The following is a 19,742-nucleotide window of genomic DNA, read 5'->3' as shown; positions in this document are numbered from 1 at the left end:
CTGAGGCGCCGCTGCCGTCCCACAGACCGCGGCTGCTGGCTTGCACGGTCGCGATTGCTGGCCCGCACGACCGAAGAGAAACACAGCTGCGACCCGGACGAAACGTTAAACGGCTCTCCAGCAGCCTTCCAGATGGTCGTCGACCATGCCCGCGGACTGCATGAGCGCGTACATCGTTGTCGGGCCCACAAAGCGGAACCCTCGCGCCTTGAGCGCCTTACTCATGGCCGTCGATTCCGCGGTGGTCGCAGGAACGTCGCCGAACGCTGCGAGACGAGTGGTTCGCGGCGGCGGTGCGAAACTCCACAGCAGCGTGTCTAGCGCGCCGGGATCGTTCCGCGTGAGCTCAAGAGTTGCTTGAGCGTTGGTGATCGCCGCAGATACCTTGAGCCGATTGCGGATGATACGCGGGTCGTTCAGCAGCCGAGCGATGTCGTCGTCACCGTAGCCTGCGATCGTGGCGGCATCGAAGTGATCGAAGGCTTCGCGGATGCCCTCTCGGCGACGCAAGATCGTGATCCACGACAGGCCCGCTTGAAACGCTTCGAGCATGATCTTCTCGAAGAGTTTGTGGTCGCCGCGGAGCGGATTGCCCCATTCGGTGTCGTGATATTTGCGGTACTGTTCGTCGTCTCCGACCCAACTGCACCGAGCCCGGCCGTCCGGCCCGACAAGGAGGGGTTCGCGATCGCTCACTTGTGGCTGATCCCCTCGTGCTTGAGAAGCCAGACTTTGGTGGGAATGCCGTCGCCACCGCTGTAGCCGGTGATCCTCTGGTTGGAAGCAAGCACACGATGACAGGGAATGATGATGGGAATCGGGTTGGCACCGACAGCACCGCCGACAGCGCGGCCGGCGGTCGGGCGGCCTGTGGCACGGCCGATGTCGGCGTAGGAGACCGCGGCGCCGTACGGAAGCTGGTTGAGCTGTAGCCACACGGATTTCTGGAATTCCGTGCCGGCCGCAGAGAGCGGCAGGTCGAAGGAGCGGCGGTCTCCAGCAAAGTACTCGGCGAGTTGAGCTGCCGCGGTGTCGAGAACCTCGCAAGAACGCTCCGGCTGTTCGTCGTGGGGGAGAACGCCGTCGTTCTCGATGGCGAGGCCGGTGACGTGAGCGCCATCGCCCGTGAGCTCGATCCGGCCTATTGGCGACGATAGCCGGCGAAGATAGGTGACCTCGGTTTGCGGGAGGGTGAGCGTGTCCATGCTTCGAGCGTACGCCGCCTAGCGAGACGGCGGCTGGCCATTTTCGGACATTGCAATTCGCTGCGAAAAAGCGTGCCGTGGAGGAGCGGACCTAGATGCCGTCTTGGTTGCGGGGTTCGATGTTGATGCTCTCGTTGAGCTCGCTGATCGTCGCGTTGAGATCTTCCAGCTGGGCGACAAGGTCATCATAAGTATCTATGTCGTCTTCAATCGAGTCGTACAGCGCGTTCAGCCGTTGCTGCCTATCAATCAGTTCGTCGTATCCCTGAGGATCGTAGATTCCCCGCTCGCCGCGTGCATTGTAGACTTCGATATCCGCATTGAGCACGTCGTAGCCAGAGTTGTACTCGGCATAATCTTCGTCGATCGAGGTCCGCAAAGCGTCAAGCTGTTCTACTAGCTTCTTGCTGGCATTCAACTGTTCGGTAAAGACCGCGTTCGACTTCTCGTGCAGTGCCACAACGGTCGCGCGATCTGTGAAGTAGGCGGCGTAGTGCTCTTCAAGCTCCGGGTTCAGATCGGCAAATTCCGTACCGATGATTGAATGGAGCTCGTTAGAACGCTCACCAGGCTCCGTCTTGGCGTAGAACTCGAGAGTCGTTGCGAACTCCGGGTCATCCTTCATGCGGTCGGCTTCAGCTTCAAGCAATGGCGTCAGTCGGGCGCGCTCGTCATCCGAGAGTCGATCCCACGCAGCGTGGAGCATCTCGTGTGCGGCGACGACCTCTTCGATGCCGGCGAGCCGTTCATCCGTCACATCAAAGAGATAAATCGCTTTGCTGCTGGGGAAGTAGCACCCCAGCACACCAAAGTTCTCTTCAACGTTCGAGCACGTGGTGTTGAACTCCGGGTTTTCTTGAATCACAGGCTGGCTCGCGTAGAAGAGAAACTCGCCCTCCTCAGACATGGCTGCCGAAGTGACATAGGCACGAACCGTGGAGGATGGCTCGAACTGCCACACCGTGAACTGATCAGAGATGCGCTGCTGGTTAGTGAGAGCCCACACTCCGGCACTAATCACGACCACGTTTAACAACACCGCGAGCACAATCGCGATTGCGCGCGCTACCGTCATCCGGTCGCGATTGTCACGCGGACGTTGTGTTGGTGAATTTTCCTCAGTGTTCACGGAAAGAACTCTATCCGAGCCGTGGGGTAAGAGGGAGGGCGAACGCGGTGGGTTCTAGAGACGGCTCCATGCTTCGGTCAAAACCGAGCGCAAGATCGATTCTATCTCGTCAAACTCGGCCGGGCCGATCGTTAATGGCGGTGCCAGCTGAATCACGGGATCTCCACGGTCATCGGCACGGCAGTAGAGGCCAGCATCGTAGAGCGCCTTAGAAAGGAAGCCACGGAGTAGGCGCTCGGATTCGTCATCGTTGAAGGTCTCCTTCGTTGCCTTGTCTTTGACCAGTTCGATGCCGAAGAAGTAACCATCTCCGCGCACATCGCCCACGATCGGCAAGTCGAGCAAGCGCTCAAGCGCAGCGCGGAACTTGGGCGAGTTTTCGCGAACGTGCTCGTTGATCTTCTCTTCCTCGAAAATGTCGAGGTTCTCTAGGGCAACCGCAGCGGAAACCGGATGTCCTCCAAAGGTGTAGCCGTGGTAGAAGGTCGTAGCACCATGCTTGAAGGGCTCGTAGATGCGATCAGACACGATCGTGGCGCCGATCGGCGAGTAGCCGCTGGTCATTCCCTTGGCGCACGTGATCATGTCGGGCACGTAGTCGTAGGCGTCACACGCGAACATGTGACCGAGACGACCGAAGGCGCAAATGACTTCGTCGCTGACAAGCAGTACGTCGTACTCGTCGCAGATTTCACGAACACGCTGGAAGTAGCCAGCGGGAGGCGGGAAGCAGCCACCCGAGTTCTGCACGGGCTCCAAGAAAACCGCGGCGACAGTCTCGGGGCCCTCGAAGAGGATCATTTCCTCAATACGGTTGGCCGCCCACAGTCCGAATTCTTCTTCGGTGCCATGGAAGCCCATCTCTTCTGCGCGATAGTAGTTCGTGTTGGGCACGCGGAATGCGCCTGGAACGAGAGGCTCAAACATCTCCTTCATGCCGGGGATGCCGGTGATGGCAAGCGCGCCCTGCGGGGTGCCGTGGTAAGCGACCGCACGCGAAATGACCTTGTGCTTCGTGTGGCGGCCCTGAAGCTTCCAGTACTGCTTGGCCAGCTTGAAGGCGGTCTCGACCGCTTCACCGCCGCCCGTGGAGAAGAAAACGCGGTTAAGGTCGCCCGGGGCGTAGCCCGCTAGGCGGTCAGCCAGCTCGATGGCTTTGGGGTGCGCGTACGACCAGAGCGGGAAGAACGCGAGTTCTTCGGCTTGCTTCGCAGCGACTTCGGCCAAGCGCTTGCGCCCGTGACCGGCGTTGACCACGAAGAGTCCGCTGAGTCCGTCGAAGTACTTGTTGCCCTTGGTGTCATAAATGTGGTGACCTTCACCGCGAACAATAATCGGCACGCCGTGTCCATCTTCCATCACCGACTGGCGCGAGAAGTGCATCCACAGGTGGTCTTTCGCTTTTTGCTGAAGATTGACTTCGTTGAATTCTGACATCTCAAACACTTTCTATGGTGCGTTGGGGGTGACTCACGGCGACGTGGTGACGGGGGAGGCTCGCTCAGCGCGTTCCCCAGTTGTAAAACTGCTTGTGCAGACGCAGGTAGACGAAAGTCTCCGTCGATCGCACGCCTTCGATACCGCGGATGTCGTGGTTGAGGAGCTCGATGAGGTCGTCATCGTTCTCGCACACGACTTCAACGAGAAGGTCGAAGCTGCCGGCGGTAAGGACGACATAGTCGACGGAGGGGAGCTTGCCTATTTTTTCGGCCACCGAAGTGGTGTCTCCCGAGATCTGGATGCCGATCATTGCTTGGCGAAAGAAGCCCAGCTGCATCGGATCGGTGACGGCAACGATCTGCATGACGCCAGACTCAGTGAGTTTCTGCACGCGTTGACGCACGGCCGCTTCGCTCAGGCCAACGGCTTTTCCAATCTCTGCGTAAGACCGGCGGCCATCATTTTGCAGCTGTTCGATGATCGACTTGGAAACATCATCGAGATGCGCCGGCTTAGTGCCGAGACCGCGCGAAGAGGAGCTCATGCGTCGATTTTGTCAGTTCGGGAGGTGGGTAGCAAGCGATTCCGCACCAAAGATCGGTTATAGCTGCTGAAATCGTTGCTCAAGGCTTGGATTAGTGCTCTGGAGGTCGCTATCGTTGAGGCATGAGTGCTCCAGACATCCACAACTTTATCGATGGTGAGTACGTAGCGGCGCGTACTGAGAGTGGCTTCGACGTGATTGACCCCGCTACCGAAGACAGCTACGCGCAGTCCCCGGTGTCATCGAAAGCCGACGTCGATGCTGCCTATACTGCGGCGGCAACCGCGTTCGAAACCTGGGGCGAGACCACGCCCGCTGAGCGCCAACTCGCACTCTTCCGCATTGCTGACGCAATGGAAGCTCGCGCCGATGAGTTCGCCGATCTCGAATCAAAAGACACCGGAAAGCCACGCGCCAGTCTGGTCGACGACGAGATCATGCTTTCAGTGGATCAGATTCGATTCTTCGCCGGAGAAGCCCGTCACCTTTCGGGAATGGCCACCGGTGAATACATGAAAGACCACACGTCGTCGATCCGCCGCGAGCCGATCGGCGTTATTGGCCAAGTGGCGCCGTGGAACTACCCGCTCAACATGGCGGTGTGGAAAGTTGCCCCCGCGATCGCCGCAGGAAACACAACGGTGCTCAAACCCAGCGACACGACTCCCTCAGCAACCCTGCTGTTTGCTGAGGTTGCTGCAGAGTTCCTTCCCGCCGGCGTATTCAACGTGCTGACGGGAGACCGTACCACCGGCGGCCTCATGATCGATCACAAGACGCCGCAGATGGTATCGATTACCGGCTCCGTTCGCGCAGGTATGGAAGTCGCGAAGGCAGCCTCCGTCGATCTCAAACGAGTGCACTTGGAGTTGGGCGGTAAAGCTCCCGTGGTGGTCTTCGACGACGCCGACATTCCCTCTGCTGTTGCCGGTATCGGCGCGGCGGGGTACTTCAATGCTGGTCAAGACTGCACCGCGGCGACGCGGGTAATAGTGCACGCACGCATCCACGATGAGTTCGTCGCTGAACTCGTGAAGTGGACGCGTGAAAACGCCACCACGGGCGCGCCGAGCGAAGATGTCTACTTTGGTGCCGTGAACAACGCCAACCAGCTCGCACAGGTGTCTCGCGTAATCGACGAACTGCCGACGCACGCGCAGATCGAACTCGGCGGTGCGCGCCAGGGAAACCGAGGCTATTTTTACGAAGCGACGATCGTTTCGGGTCTCCAGCAGAACGATTCAGCGGTTCAGAACGAGATCTTCGGGCCGGTTATCACGGTTCAGAAGTTCGCGGATGAGACTCAAGCGCTTGAGTGGGCCAATGACGTCAACTACGGGCTGGCTTCGAGTGTGTGGACTCGCGATCACGGCCGTGCAATGCGCTTCGCTAAGCACCTTGACTTCGGCTGCGTCTGGATCAACACCCACATTCCGATCGTGGCGGAGATGCCGCATGGGGGCTTCAAGCACTCGGGCTACGGCAAAGACTTATCGAGTTATGGCTTCGAGGATTACACCCGCATCAAACATGTGATGAGTTTTATCGGACAAGCGTGACGTGCTCCCGCGAGAAATCATCAAGCATGCCTAAGATTGCCGCGTGAAGCAGGACTTCGATGACACGATAACGGCGAGCCAGCGGCCGCAGCCTCAGTCGACCACGCCTGATCTCGATGACACCGTGCTGATCAGTGCGCGAAGAACCGCGGCGGTTGTGACGCCGTACGAGCCACCTGTCGAGACGCCCGCTCAGCAAAGTTCGCCGAGCACCGCGCACGAGGCGGCTCATGAGGCAGCGCGCTTGCGAGCACGGGCCTCGGCGCAAGTGAAACCGCAACGTGCTTCTGCTGAACCGGCGGCGGCATCCATAGCGCTGTACTACCGCGTTCAAGTCGATGGCACGGGGCACACATATTCGCTCGAGCATGCGTGCGTATTTGGGCGCGACCCTCGACCGCCGCGCATTGTAAAAGGTGTGGGCCCGCGGCTCATTGCTATTCAGTCGCCGCAGCGCGAAGTCTCCGAAACGCACGTTGAAGTGCGGCAATTGGGCGCGTCAGTGATCGTGACTGACCTGCGCTCGACCAACGGTTCAATCGTTCAAGTGCCCGGAAATGCGGCACGAAAACTTCGTCAGGGTGAGTCGGTCGTGGTTTCCACCGGCACGCTAGTGGATATTGGAGACGGAAACACTATTCGGATTCTGCCTCGGCGGCGTCTGGAGTAAACGGGCAGGAAGGTAGCCGTGACCGAAATCGGCGGCAACAACCCGGGGCATACCATCGCCCTACCGGGGCGAGCAGAACAGACTTTAACGTTTGCGTGGGCTGCGGGCACTCACACAGGACATCGTCGCGCCGCAAACGAAGACAGCTATGTGGCGCGCTCTCCTCTGTTTGCGGTCGCTGATGGCATGGGCGGGCACTCGGCGGGGGATCTGGCAAGTGCTGCAGTCGTCGAGCGGCTCGACGATGCGATTACGGGGGATTTTCTTCCGGCGCGCGCTGTGGAACGTGCCCTCGAGCGGGCCACCGACTATATCGGCCTCATCGCTCAAGACAGCGAATTGGGGGTGGGCACCACCGTCACAGGGGTAGTGCTAACCGAACACCATGACACTGCAAGTTTCGCCGTATTCAACGTCGGAGATAGCCGGGTTTACAATTTCGACGCCGAGCAATTGGTCCAGGTCACACGAGACCACTCCGTCGTTCAAGATCTTGTCGAAGCGGGTCTGATCTCGCGAGACGAGGCCGATGATCATCCTGACGCCAACATCATCACGCGGGCGATCGGCTTCAACGCCGCCCCCGCGCCAGATTTTTGGATACTGCCGATCCACGTCGGCCAGCGGCTACTTGTCTGCTCGGATGGCCTCACGCGCGAAGTGTCAGACCACGAGATCGAGAGCGTGCTGAAGCGGCGGCTCTCGCCCGATGAGACGGTATCGCAACTCATCGATTTCGCTCTCGACGGCGGCGGACGAGACAACATCACAGCGATTGTCATCGATGTGTTAGAAGTGCCTACAGCGGCATAGCCCCTAAGTCCTCCATACTGGGGACAAGCAAACTGACCCCAGACAAGGGGCAGAATCCGATTTTTGAGTGCATTACTCACTTAGAATGGTCGAACTCGACGACAGGTAAGGGGTGTTCTGTGGCTAGAAGATTGCCCTCCGCTCCTCCTGCGCTGCCCGGATTCTCGCACGTTCACGTTTTGGGTTCCGGAGGCTTCGCCGATGTCTTCCTGTACGAGCAAAATATGCCGCGGCGCCAGGTTGCCGTCAAAGTTATGCTCAGCGAGGTCGTCAACGATCAAGTTCGACTGATGTTTCAAGCCGAGGCCAACCTTATGGCTCAACTCAGTTCGCATCCGTCTATCCTGACGGTTTATCAAGCAAGCGTTTCCTCAGACGGACGTCCTTATCTCGTCATGGAATTGTGTTCCTCGACGCTCAGCCAGCGTTATCGAGTCGAGCGACTCCCCGTGCCCGAAGTGCTTCGGATCGCAATTAAGATCGGCAGCGCTATTGAGACGGCCCATCGTGCAGGGGTATTGCACCGTGACATTAAACCGTCGAACATTTTGACCACCGCGTACGGGCATCCGGTTCTTTCCGACTTTGGTATTGCTGCGACGCTCAGTGAGTCCGAGAACCTCGAAGCTGTGGGAATGTCGATTCCCTGGTCGGCACCGGAGGTCCTCATGGACGAGACAGCTGGCACGATCGAGTCCGAACTGTGGTCGTACGCCGCCACCGTCTACTCGCTACTTGCCGGGCGCTCGCCATTCGAAGTGCCGGGGGAATCAAACAAGTCGACCGACCTCATCTCCCGCATCAACCGGGCTAAGCCACGCACGACCGGGCGCAGTGATGTCCCTGAGAGTTTGGAACGTGCTCTGAGTCGGGCGATGTCGCGCAAGGCGGAATCACGGCAAGGCAGTGTTCTCGAGCTCGTGCACGAGTTGCAAGCGGTCGAGTCAGAGCTTGGGCTTTCACAAACGGCTATTGAAGTAGCGATGGATGATTGGGCTTTGGCTACCGTGGCCGAGCTCGAAGACCGTACGCGAGTGCGCCCAGGTCAAGCCTCACCGATGACATCGTCACAGCGTCGCAAACGTCGCCGCCCAGCGAATGTCGAAGAGAGCTTTGGCTCATTCGAGAGTGACGCAGCTGAGGGGAAGATGTCGCGTCGCAAGACTGGCATTAGCCCGATCCCGAAAACACGCGGCATGCAAACTGTGGCGTGGATTGGCGTAGCGCTCGCCGCTTTCGTTGTGGTCCTGGGGGCAACAGCTACCTTCATTCAGCTGCAATCGGGGTCGAGCGACATCCCGGTCGTGAGTGATATTTCAGCCTCGGTTTCCACTGACGTTGTCGAATTCTCTTGGCTGGATCCCGGTCTTGAGGCCGGAGATTTCTATCAGATCAAGACTACTGATGGGCAACCTTCGGTGCAGCAGCGTGAACCAAACTTCGTTGTCGACGCCGAATCGGGCGAGAACGTCTGCATCTCTGTCACCGTCACTCGCGAGGGCAAGTCTGGCCCCGCGAGTGCCCAGAAATGTGCGGTGTTGCCGTGATGACGGAGGCCGATGATTAAGCGCTGGGGTAAAGCGCGCCGCTCCACGGTGATCGGTGTGGTGAGTGTTTCTGCGATCGTAGCGCTGATAGCTACGGTCGCAATTGTGTCGACGGGATATACGTCTCAGCGAGTCGATTTGGCCGACGGCGCCGTGTGGGTTGCGAACAACCAAGAGCAGGCAATCGGACGCGCGAATACCGAAGTGCTCGAAATCAACTCTGTCGTGAACGCGCAAAGTGCGGATCTGGAAGTGGTTCAGCATGGCGAAAGCGTGCTGCTTTTCGATCGCTCCGAAAGTTCCATCGATATCGTCGACCCGGCGCTCTCTGAAATCGATGACAGCGTCGCGCTTCCGCCAAACCAGCCTGAAGTGTATTTCGCCGGCGATAACGTGGTCGTGCTGGAGCACGGCACAGGCGAACTGTGGATTCGCTCCTACGAAGACTTTCTGAATTTTGATGCCGAAGCTCCCGCATCGCTGAGCTTGGGCGCCGACGCGATTGTCAGCGTCGACGAAGACGGGCTGCTCTTCGCGTACTCACCGTCGGCGGGACAACTCTTCCGCGTGAACGCCGCTATCTCCGACACTGCCGAATCTAGCGAGAACATCGAACTTGATCCGAATGCCGAATTAAGCATCACGTCTGTTGCTGGCCAATGGGCCATTCTTGATTCCGATGCTGAGCTGCTCCACATGGATGGCCGTGATGTTGATCTCACGGGACTCGTAGATGGCGGCACCGGCACCGTGCTCCAGATCCCCTCGGCGGGCGGAGAGCGCGTGCTCATCGGCTATAGCAACGGAGTGCTGAGTGTTCCGCTCAGCGGCGCCGCTGCGGTGGGCCTTGCGACGGGGCAGTCCGGCATTCCGGCCGCTCCGATGCGATTGGGCGAGTGCGAATTTGCCGCGTGGTCCAGCGGTGAGAACTGGAGACGGTGCCCGACCGACGCTGGTGAAGGTGTCATGCTCCAGCTCGACGAGATGCAGGCTAATGCCCAGCTTTCTTACTCGGTCAACGGAACTCGCGCGGTACTGAACGACCGACTTTCGGGTCGTACGTGGGCGATTCAGGGCACAGGCGAACTGATCGACAACTGGAACCAGCTCATCACGACCGATGAGGAGGAACCTGAGGTCGAGCAGAACCTCGTCGATCTCGAGCCCGAGGTTGACAAGGTGCAGCAGCCTCCTGTTGCCGTTGACGACACTTTTGGTGCCCGTCCCGGCCGGGCGACTGTGTTGCCCGTGCTGTTGAACGACTATGACCCGAACGGTGATGTTCTGGTCATCGAGGATCTCCCGGTCATTAACGCGGGGATCGGTCGAATTGACCGGATTAACGAACGTCAGCAGATCCAGATCACTCTGGAGCCGGGCGCAAGCGGTCAGGTGTCCTTCAACTACACCATCAGCGATGGCCGCGGAGGCACCGCTACTGCCAGTGTCACTGTAGAAGTTCGAGACGACTCAGAAAACTCCCCGCCACAGCAGATGCGTGCGACCAAGTTCACGGTGCAGGCCGGCGGACGGGTATCGAATCAGATTCTCGGAGACTGGGTCGACCCCGATGGCGATCCTTTTTATCTCACGAACGCCTCCGTCGCGGCACCTGACGCCGTCAGTTATAAGCCCGGCGGAGACCTAGTGTTTTCCGATTCCGGTGCCGGCGGCGAACTCAAGGTTGTCACCCTTGTGGTGTCCGATGGCACCGCTGAAGCGTCAGGAAGCGTTTCGCTCTCGGTGAAGCCCGCCGGCGAAGTGCCGATCGAGGCAGATCCGTTCGTCGTGTTGGCCTACGCGGGAAAGGAAGTCACCGTTTCGCCGCTGAGTCACGTGCGCGGCGGCAATGGCAACATACGCCTCAATAGCGTTCCTGCTAAAACGGGGGCACAAGTGCTGCCCAGTTATGAGACAGGCACCTTCCGCTTCGAAAGCGACGAGATTCGCAGTCATAACCTCGAATATGTCGTCACAGATGGAAACCTCACGTTGACGGCTATCGTGCGAATAGACGTGGTGGCGCCGCCAGACGCCAACACCTCTCCGATCACGGTGCCTAAGACTGTTTTCGTTCAGACGCTTCAGAATGAGCGAATCGACGTCGCTGGCACCGACGTCGATCCGGCCGGTGGGGTCCTTCTCGTGACTGAAACGATGAACCTGCCGGTGGGCTCTGGCGTGCGCGCGGAGATCCTGGAACAACGTCTCGTTCGTGTCAGCCTCGAAGCTCCGCTCGATGACGGCCCGGTGAGCTTCAATTACCGCATCAGCAACGGGCTTGCGGATGCTATCGGCGTGATCACGGTTGTGGAGATTCCCGCGCCGTCTCGTTTGCAGGCGCCGATTGCCAACGATGACTCCATAACTGTTCGAGTCGGGCAAGCCGTAGATATCAGAGTGCTTCTCAACGATGAGCATCCCGATGGGCTAGAACTGTCGCTCTTGCCCAAACTGGCTCAGGATCTTCCTGACGATTCGGGGCTCCTGTTCGTGTCCGGAGATGTTCTGCGCTACCTTGCGCCTGATCGCACCGGAAACTTCACGGCGGCGTATCAAGTTGCCGGACCTGACGGGCAGTCTGCGACAGCGATCGTGCGAATCGCCGTACGCGAACTCGATGCCTCAAGCAATAATCCACCCGTTCCTCCGACCGTCACTGCTCGAGTTCTAGCTGGTGACACGGTACGTGTCACGATCCCGCTCACCTCCGCCGACCCCGATGGTGACTCGGTTCTCTTGCTCGGCCAGGCGACGAATCCTGATAAGGGTGCGGTAATCGAGGTCGATTCGAACACCTTTGTGTACCAGGCGGGGGAGTACTCGGCCGGCACGGATACCTTCAGCTACACGCTGATTGATTCGCTCGGTGCCCGCGCGAATGGAGAGATCAATATCGGGATCAGTCCGCGCCTCGATGGTGCCCGTAATCCCGTCGCCATCATCGACGAAGTGACGGTCAAACCCGGGATTACGGTATCGGTTCAAGTATTGGCTAACGATTCCGATCCTGACGGTAGCCCCTTGTCCGTGGTGTCTGTCGAACCGAATGATGGCGACACAGTTGCTGAGATCGACGGGGACGTAGTGAAGGTGACCCCTCCGGAAACTCCGGGCGATTACGGCATCATCTACGTCATTGAAAACGAAACGGGCGGATCAAGTCAAAACTTTATTCGCGTTACGGTGGACCCCGACGCTAAGCCGGCGTATCCGATCGCTACCGATAGCGTGCTTACTCTCTCCGACGTTCTCGACCGAAATCGAGTAACTGTCGATGTACTTGCCGGAGTGTTCTTCGCTGATGGCGACCCGCGAACACTGTCCTTGGGGATTTACCCGGGGTTCGGAGACTCTGCCACAGTCACGTCGGACAAGCAGATCGAGGTCTCTGTCGGTGACACCGGGCAGATCATCCCGTTCCGGGTAACGAACCCGGCCGACCCGACGATCTTCAGCTACGCCTTCATTAAGGTGCCGGGGTACGACGACGCTCTTCCACAGCTAGACCGTCGCGCGCCAAAACTTAGCGTCAATAGCGAAAGCACCCTCGTCATTGACCTCAATGATTACATTATCGCCGTGGGTGAGAATCCCGTACGACTGACCGATTCCAGTACGGTTCTTGCCACCCACAGCGATGGATCCGACCTCGTCCGTGATGAAGACACGTTGGTGTTCACCTCCGCCGAAAAATATTTTGGTCCCGCATCCATCTCTTTCGAAGTCACTGATGGCACCTCGGCAACGGACCCCGAGGGGCGGACGGCAATTCTAGTGCTGCCGATCGACGTACTTCCGCGTGATAACCAACCCCCCGTCTTCGGTGGCGCCGTCATCGATTTCGAACCGGGTCAAGAAAAAGAGATCGATCTTCTCAAACTAACGAACTACCCATATCCCGACGACCTTGATGAGCTCGCCTACACGGTACTCAGCCCCTTACCCGAAGCCTTCAGCTATTCGCTGAACGGTACGTTACTGACTCTGCGAGCCAATGACAGTGCCTTTAAGGGCACCCGAACCTCAATTTCGCTCGGGGTGCGCGATGATCTTTCTGAAGGAAAGTCTGGTCGAATCGAGCTGAATGTCGTGCCGTCCACTCGGCCGCTCGCGAGTCCGGCGTCTGATGTTGCGATCGCGCAACGTGGTGAAACAACGATCGTCGATGTACTCGCGAATGATGCGTCGACGAATCCCTTCCCTGGAGCTCCGCTGCGCGTCGTCGATATTCGTGGCCTCGGAGGAAGCTCCATCCCGGCCGGGCTCACAATTCTGCCGAGTAGTGACAACCGCACCCTTACTGTCACAGTGTCGGAATCGGCTGTACCCGGCGATGTCAATCTTCAATACCGAGTAGCAGACGCGACGAACGATGAATCGCGCTATGTCTGGGGCACTGTTGTGGTGTCGGTTCAGGATAAGCCCGATCCCGTATCGAACGTAGGCCCCAGCGGCTTCGGCGACAAGACGATCATGATGCGCTGGAACGCGGGCCCGGCAAACAATTCGCCGATCTCCTCGTACCGTGTGACCACTCGCGCGGCTGGCGTTCTCGTGAATACAACGGAGTGCACGGGAACAACCTGCGCAATACCGACAACGGGTAACGGACCTAGCAACTCAGTCAAAGTTACGGTTGTTGCCATCAACGCGATTGGCGAGTCCGAACCGGTAACCTTGGCGGACTCAGTGTGGTCCGACATCATCCCCGTCGCGCCCAGCACGCTGAGCGCAGCACCGCTAGACCACGGTCTGCGACTCACGTGGAACGCCGTTCCCACGCCTGCCGGTGGTTCGCCCGTTGACCGCTACCGTGTCGTGGTTGGCGGATTCGAAACGACCCTCGGCCTCTCGCAGTGTGATAGCGGTACGTGCACGTGGGAGACTCCATCGAGCTGGGTTCTCGATAACGGCGTTGCGGTTTCCTATACCGTGAGCGCGAGAAACTCGGCATACACGGCGTTGTCCGTATGGAACACTAGCGAGCCCAGAAGCGCCACTCCGGCCGGGCCGCCTATCGCTCTCTCCGCACCTGTCGCGTCGGTCGTCAACGATACAACGGTTAATCTGAGTTGGGGCGGAGCCTTCAACGAGAATGGTCGCCCTGTGACGACGTACACAGCAGCTGCCTACACCGGGACGTCGCCAACGTGTGCTGCTAATGGCTCGATCACCAGTAACGGCGCGAAGCTGGCCGCGGTAGGGACCGGTACCTCGGCGACCCTTTCTGGGCTAGCACCGAACCGTACGTATACGATGCTCGTCTTTGCTCACAATGGTCAGGGTTGCACCGCCACTCCGACGGTGATCGCGCACACCCCGCCCGCCATTGTTACCGCGCTTTCCACTGCAGGCCCCGTGCCGAATGGCAATCGTTTCGACTTCACCGTCAATGGCGGCATGATGGGAGCGGACCCACTCGATAGCAACTACACGGTCTATTACCGTCTGAGTGGCGGCACCGTGCCCGGCACGATTTACGGCCCGGTGGCGCTTGGTTCCTTCCTGACCGCAGACGGCGGACAGCACTATGGACAGAACGTTGCGGTTGAGGTTCGCGCCTGTCGGAGCTACGGTTCCGGACCGATCTGTCAACCAGAGTGGTCGGCACCATTCCCGCTTGGTGTTCCGGTTAACCCCTCGGTATCAAGCCTGACTTTCACTTCAGACGATGATTTGCTCAATGAAAGCGGAACTTTTGCGTGGCTCAATTGGCCAACAGGGGATTACGAGAGCGTGAGATACCGCTGTGGCGGAATCACCCTTGGTCCCTGGCAAACAGCCGACACCAGCACCCCCGGTGCTACGTGCCACGCTGACGTTGTCCTGCTTGCCACACCGACTTTGGTGATCCGAGTAGTAGCCAACGGCGGCCAGATCTATGAGAGAACGTATAACGGATATGACTATGACTAGAGGTGCGATATGACCATGACTCCTGACGAAGCCGCATGGTTCGCAGAGAGCTTCAACCGACTCGTCACCAATGTCGAACAAGTGCTGCTCGGCAAGACATTTGTTGTGCGCCTCGGCTTCACCGCTTTACTCAGCGAAGGACATCTTTTGCTTGAGGACTATCCCGGCACCGGAAAGACATCTTTCGCACGAGCGATCGCTCAGAGCGTGTCGGGAACGACTAACCGTATTCAATTCACTCCAGACTTGCTTCCCGGTGACATTACTGGCGTCAGTATTTTCGATCAGCGTGAGAATGAGTTTGAATTCCACCCCGGCCCGATTTTCTCCAACATCGTTCTGGCAGACGAGATCAACCGGGCGAGCCCGAAAACTCAGGCGGCGCTTCTTGAAGTGATGGAAGAAGGCCAGGTCACCGTCGACGGTGTGACACATCCCGTGGGTTCGCCCTTTATGGTGATCGCTACGCAGAACCCCATCGAGCAGGCGGGAACCTACCGTCTTCCTGAGGCCCAACTTGATCGCTTTCTCATGAAGGCGTCGATCGGGTACCCCGATCGTGCCTCCACACTCCGCATCCTCGATGGTGCAGGTACCGCTGCGCATTCCACCACCATTGAACCCGTGGTAAGCGCAGAGCTCGTTGTTGAGATGGCTCAACTGGCCCGAACCGTGCATGTCGACCCCACAATCAACGACTACGTGAGCCGCTTGGTTGAAGCGACGCGCAGCGCCACCGAAGTCCGTCTCGGCGTGAGTGTGCGTGGCGCACTCGCACTCATGCGTGCAGCAAAGACCCTCGCGGCATCCAACGGTCGTCACTATGTGGTTCCTGACGATGTGAAGGCACTTGCGGAGTCAGTGCTCGCACATCGACTGGTGATTGACGCAGAAGCGGAGTTCGAGGGCGTGACGGCGTCGAGCGTTATCGCCCAGATCCTCATTGAGAACCCGCCGCCCACTGAACGGCAAGCCGTGTGAGTTCTCTTTTGAACCGCTCGGCAAAGGGGCATTCGAACGGCACCGCGGCGGAAGAGTCACATCCGAGCGGAGATCGAGCGCGCTCGGATTTGGACTTCCCCACGGCGATTCGTGGCCTTGACAACGCCCGTACCCGAATTGTCGGCTATCGAACGGGTTTTCTTGCGGACCTCATTGTTTCGTTAGTGCGGTTAGCCGTCGTGGTGCGTGCCACGATCGCCGGTTATGTGCGGCGGGTGACATCCGTTATCACTGCGGTGGGTTGGGTGGTGCTCCTTCTGATTCCGCTAACGCTGGTGGTCGGGTACTCAATCTCATGGAACGAACTGGTCGTTGTCGGTTTCGCGCTCATCGCAATCGCTCTGATGGCAGCCATTTACCTTCTGGGGCGCAGCCATCTCGCCATCAGCCTTCGCGTTGAACATCAGCGCGTCGTCGTTGGCGAAGCTGCAAGCGGCGAAGTGCACGGAGTCAACGAGGGAAAACGTCGCAGCCTAGGAGTAGTCGCCGAGATCCCCGTTGCAGCCACGCTCGCTGAGGCAGTGCTGCCCAGCTTGCGGCCCGGGGGAACAGCTGCACACGAGTTTTCTATTCCGACCAATCGTCGGGGTGTCATTTCGGTGGGGCCGGTACGTACCGTTCGCGCGGATCCCATCGGTCTTGTGCGCCGCGAACTTGTCTGGACTGACGCCGCTGAAATCTTTGTTCACCCGCGAACGATCAGCATCCCCAGCGTGAGCACCGGACTGATTCGCGACCTCGAAGGCAACCCGACTCGGGACCTGGCCAACAATGACATCTCGTTTCATGCCTTGCGTGAGTACGTGCGCGGTGACGAGCGCCGCAACATCCATTGGAAGTCCACGGCGCGAACCGGTCGCTATATGGTGCGTCAGTTTGAGGAAACCCGGCGAAGTCACCTAGTGATAGCGCTGAGCCTGGCGACAGCTGACTATGACAACGAGTACGAATTCGAGATGGCCGTGAGCGTCGCAGGCTCGCTCGGAGCACAGGCTATCCGGGATGCTCGAACGGTGACCGTTGTTGCGAGTGAACAGACACCTCAATTCGCTAAGCGTAAGGTTTTCGCGGTTCGGGCTCTCTCCACGCTGACCGGCACTAGGTTGTTGGATGACCTCACGAAAGTAAAGAGCGCAGACACCGCGCTCCGGCTCATCGACGTCGCTCGGGTCACTTCAGAGCAAACAAGTGGGGTTTCCGTGGCCTTTCTTATTTGCGGGTCTACGGTGACCTCGCAGCAGTTGCGTGCGGCTTCAACGAAGTTCGCAGCGAACGTCGAGGTCGTGGCTATTGTGTGTGATCCAGAAGCGGTCCCCGGTCTTCGCCGGGTCGCGGGACTCAGCGTGCTCACGATCGGTTATCTCGAAGAGCTCAAACGGGCACTCTCACGATCGGCGGGTGCATGATACGCCCCGCTTCTCGCTCATTCGTCATCGTCTCCGCAGTGCTGCTCTGGGGTGCGATCGCAATCGCGTCAGCCGCGTTCTGGCCGGTTTACCGTACGCCAGCACTGACCACGTTGATTATCGTTGCGATCGTTGCCGGCTCTGTGGTTGTCCTCGTCTCGTTGTGGCGATCGTGGTCGTTTTTGCCCACATCTCTCCTAGCACTTGCGGTGTTTCTGCTCATCGGAGTTCCGGTGGCCGTGCCCTCGGAAACCCAGTTCGGCGTAGCGCCAACTCTCGAAGGGTTCAGCGATCTCATCACGGGCGTCGCGCTCGGCTGGAAACAACTGCTCACTATTTCTCTTCCCGTTGGCGACTATCAAGCTCTTCTCGTTCCAGCGCTCGTGCTCGTGTACTTCGGCACAGTTGTGTCGTTGAACGTCGCTTTGCGCACACGAATTGCAGAGCTTTCTGTTGTGCCAGCCATCCTGATTTTTGTGATCGCGATTGCGTTAGGGCCGACCTACCCCGATCAACCCCTGGCTCTCTCGCTTATCCTCCTCGTCGTGATCGCTCTTGCGCTGGTGTGGTTCCGCTGGCGACGTCGCCGCGACACAGTAACTGCCCTGGAAGCAGCGATGGATGAGGCCGGAGTTGCACGACGCAGGCGCGAGTTTGGGTTCGCTGGGGTTCGCACAGTTATCAGTGCTGTCGTGATCCTCTCCATCGCATCTGCCATAGCGTTAGTCGCCGCGAATGCAGTACCGCCCACAAACAACCGATCAGTTCTGCGAACAGCGATCGTTGAACCTTTTGATCCGCGTGACTACGTGAGTCCTCTCTCGGGATTTCGACGCTACTGGCAACCCAGTACGGCCAATACAGTTCTCTTTGAGATCTCAGGGGTGCCATTGGGCACCCACGTGCGGCTCGCGACGCTCGACAGCTACAACGGCGTCGTTTACGCCGTTGGTAGTGACCGAGTGTCGAGCGAATCTGGATCGTTCTCCCGCGTGCCCGGTCGTTTTGACCAGTCCGCAATTGAAGGCGAGCACGTAGCCATGACGCTCACCGTTGCGGGCTACTCGGGAGTCTGGCTTCCCACCGTTGGTCTGTTCGAAGAAGTCGAGTTTTCGGGAGACCGCGCGGCTGACCTACGTGACACCTTCTACTACAACAAAGTTTCGGGCACAGCGGCGGTCGTCGATGGGCTGGAGTCAGGCGACAGCTACACCTTCGAGGGAATCGCGCCACTCCAACCAAGCGCTGATGACATTAGTTCGCTCACTCCGGGACTCGCCGAGGTGCCCTCGATTCGGAACACGCCCGAAGAGCTCACCGAGAAACTTGATCAGTACGTTCGCGGGATGACATCCTCTGGCGAGAGGCTGAGCGCGATGCTGAGCGGGTTGGCTTCTGACGGCTACGTCAGCCACGGCGTGGGCGTCGACGAGCCAGCGAGCCGTTCTGGCCACTCAGCTGATCGCATCGCGGAGCTTATGACGGCCCCGCGCATGATCGGCGACGGCGAGCAGTACGCGGTTGCGGCATCCATGATGGCCAACGAACTCGGATTCCCGGCGCGAGTTGTTCTCGGATTCGTCACTTCTGACGCACAGATTCGGGGCGACGACGTCTCGGCTTGGATCGAAGTGAATACGCAAGAGTACGGCTGGGTGACCATCGATCCCAACCCGCCGCTGCGCGAGATTCCGGATGAGGACCCCGACGATATCGCCCAAGTCGCGCGCCCCCAGACAGTGGTTCAACCGCCAGAGATCGAGTCGGACACCACTAACCGCCAGTCCAACCCTGATAGCGAGCAAGCTTTACAACCCGACGTCGATCTCGTTTTGCAAGCGGTTCTTGCTGCGCTGCGTACGGCGGGATGGGTTGCGCTGGTATTGCTTGTTCTCGCGGCACCGTTCATTGTCATCATTGTGGCCAAGCTCCGTCGACGGCAACTGCGCAGGCGTGCTGAGTCTTCGGTAGAGCAGATCAGCGGAGGTTGGCAAGAGTTCGAGGATTCGCTCATCGACCATGGTTACTCGCCACCCATCGCCGGCACTCGCAGCGAAGTTGCTGCTGTGATGGCGACTCCGGATGCCCGCGAACTTGCCGAGCGTGCTGATCGCGCAATTTTCTCCGGAGGCATCCCGATAGCTTCTGAAGTCGACCTGTTCTGGACGAACGTGTCGGAGCTCGAAGCTCAACTCAATACTGGACTGTCGCGCTGGGCGCGGTTCAAGACAAAAATATCGCTGCGATCGCTCGGTGGTTATAGTGTCACAAGTCTGTTTAAGCGATAGAGGGCTACCCGTGAATTGTTCTTTCTGCGCGACGCAACTTCCTGCCGATGCCGTCTACTGCGCTGAGTGTGGTCGGCCGGCGATGTCTCGACGCGCTCGCAGAGGCGCTGCGACTAGCGCGGAGTCGGCTCGCCAAACGGTTTCCGCGAACGCCCGTTCGACGAGCAAGAGCTCTGACGCGCCGTCGAGCTCACGTCGCCGCCGTAAACGCGAGGCGGTT

The 19,742-nt window shown here is 59.0% G+C and carries 13 protein-coding genes; 8 read left to right on the top strand and 5 right to left on the bottom strand.

All coding sequences use genetic code 11. The features are described from left to right. Positions 1-105: 105 nt before the first annotated feature. The 5 genes from ACR3YK_RS00760 to ACR3YK_RS00740 form a co-directional block, all read right to left on the bottom strand. Positions 106-696, bottom strand: coding sequence for a DNA-3-methyladenine glycosylase I (locus tag ACR3YK_RS00760; RefSeq protein ID WP_486175361.1), 591 nt, complete (start codon positions 694-696; stop codon positions 106-108). Then, a complete protein-coding gene (locus tag ACR3YK_RS00755) occupies positions 693-1,205 on the bottom strand; it encodes a methylated-DNA--[protein]-cysteine S-methyltransferase (protein WP_486175360.1) in 513 nt (170 codons plus the stop codon). Before ACR3YK_RS00755 ends, ACR3YK_RS00760 begins: the two co-directional genes overlap by 4 nt. 91 nt (positions 1,206-1,296) lie before the next feature. Then, positions 1,297-2,334 carry a hypothetical protein gene (locus ACR3YK_RS00750; protein WP_486175359.1) on the bottom strand — a complete coding sequence of 346 codons (1,038 nt, stop codon included), beginning with the start codon at positions 2,332-2,334 and terminating at the stop codon, positions 1,297-1,299. Between the two features lie 54 nt (positions 2,335-2,388). After that, entirely contained in the window at positions 2,389-3,771 is a 1,383-nt protein-coding gene (locus ACR3YK_RS00745) for an aspartate aminotransferase family protein (protein ID WP_486175358.1), read from the bottom strand. 64 nt (positions 3,772-3,835) lie between these two features. Further along, positions 3,836-4,318: an Lrp/AsnC family transcriptional regulator gene (locus ACR3YK_RS00740; protein ID WP_486175357.1), complete on the bottom strand. Its 483-nt coding sequence runs from the start codon at positions 4,316-4,318 to the stop codon at positions 3,836-3,838. Positions 4,319-4,440: 122 nt separating this feature from the next. Between ACR3YK_RS00740 and ACR3YK_RS00735 the strand changes: the two genes are divergently transcribed. The 8 genes from ACR3YK_RS00735 to ACR3YK_RS00700 all read left to right on the top strand — a co-directional run bounded on the left by ACR3YK_RS00735 (position 4,441) and on the right by ACR3YK_RS00700 (position 19,522). Further along, on the top strand, positions 4,441-5,877 hold the full coding sequence (locus tag ACR3YK_RS00735; RefSeq protein ID WP_486175356.1) for a gamma-aminobutyraldehyde dehydrogenase: 1,437 nt from the start codon (positions 4,441-4,443) through the stop codon (positions 5,875-5,877). Between the two features lie 43 nt (positions 5,878-5,920). Further along, complete coding sequence (locus ACR3YK_RS00730; protein ID WP_486175355.1) at positions 5,921-6,547, top strand: FHA domain-containing protein; 627 nt, start codon at positions 5,921-5,923, stop codon at positions 6,545-6,547. 18 nt (positions 6,548-6,565) lie between these two features. Continuing rightward, positions 6,566-7,360: a PP2C family protein-serine/threonine phosphatase gene (locus ACR3YK_RS00725; protein WP_486175354.1), complete on the top strand. Its 795-nt coding sequence runs from the start codon at positions 6,566-6,568 to the stop codon at positions 7,358-7,360. 119 nt (positions 7,361-7,479) lie between these two features. Then, on the top strand, positions 7,480-8,907 hold the full coding sequence (locus ACR3YK_RS00720) for a serine/threonine-protein kinase (protein WP_486175353.1): 1,428 nt from the start codon (positions 7,480-7,482) through the stop codon (positions 8,905-8,907). Between the two features lie 12 nt (positions 8,908-8,919). After that, complete coding sequence (locus tag ACR3YK_RS00715; protein WP_486175352.1) at positions 8,920-14,826, top strand: Ig-like domain-containing protein; 5,907 nt, start codon at positions 8,920-8,922, stop codon at positions 14,824-14,826. 9 nt (positions 14,827-14,835) lie between these two features. Then, a complete protein-coding gene (locus ACR3YK_RS00710) occupies positions 14,836-15,807 on the top strand; it encodes an AAA family ATPase (protein WP_486175351.1) in 972 nt (323 codons plus the stop codon). Further along, positions 15,804-17,234 (top strand): DUF58 domain-containing protein, encoded by a 1,431-nt coding sequence (locus ACR3YK_RS00705; protein WP_486175350.1) that lies wholly within the window; start codon positions 15,804-15,806, stop codon positions 17,232-17,234. The genes ACR3YK_RS00710 and ACR3YK_RS00705 overlap by 4 nt, the downstream gene beginning before the upstream one ends. Further along, a complete protein-coding gene (locus ACR3YK_RS00700; protein ID WP_486175349.1) occupies positions 17,231-19,522 on the top strand; it encodes a transglutaminase TgpA family protein in 2,292 nt (763 codons plus the stop codon). The genes ACR3YK_RS00705 and ACR3YK_RS00700 overlap by 4 nt, the downstream gene beginning before the upstream one ends. The last annotated feature ends 220 nt before the right edge of the window (positions 19,523-19,742 follow it).

Source organism: Salinibacterium sp. 10G20-15, from assembly GCF_057365065.1.
Note: the sequence above shows the minus strand (reverse complement) of the source record. Positions and strands in the feature narration are given on the sequence as shown.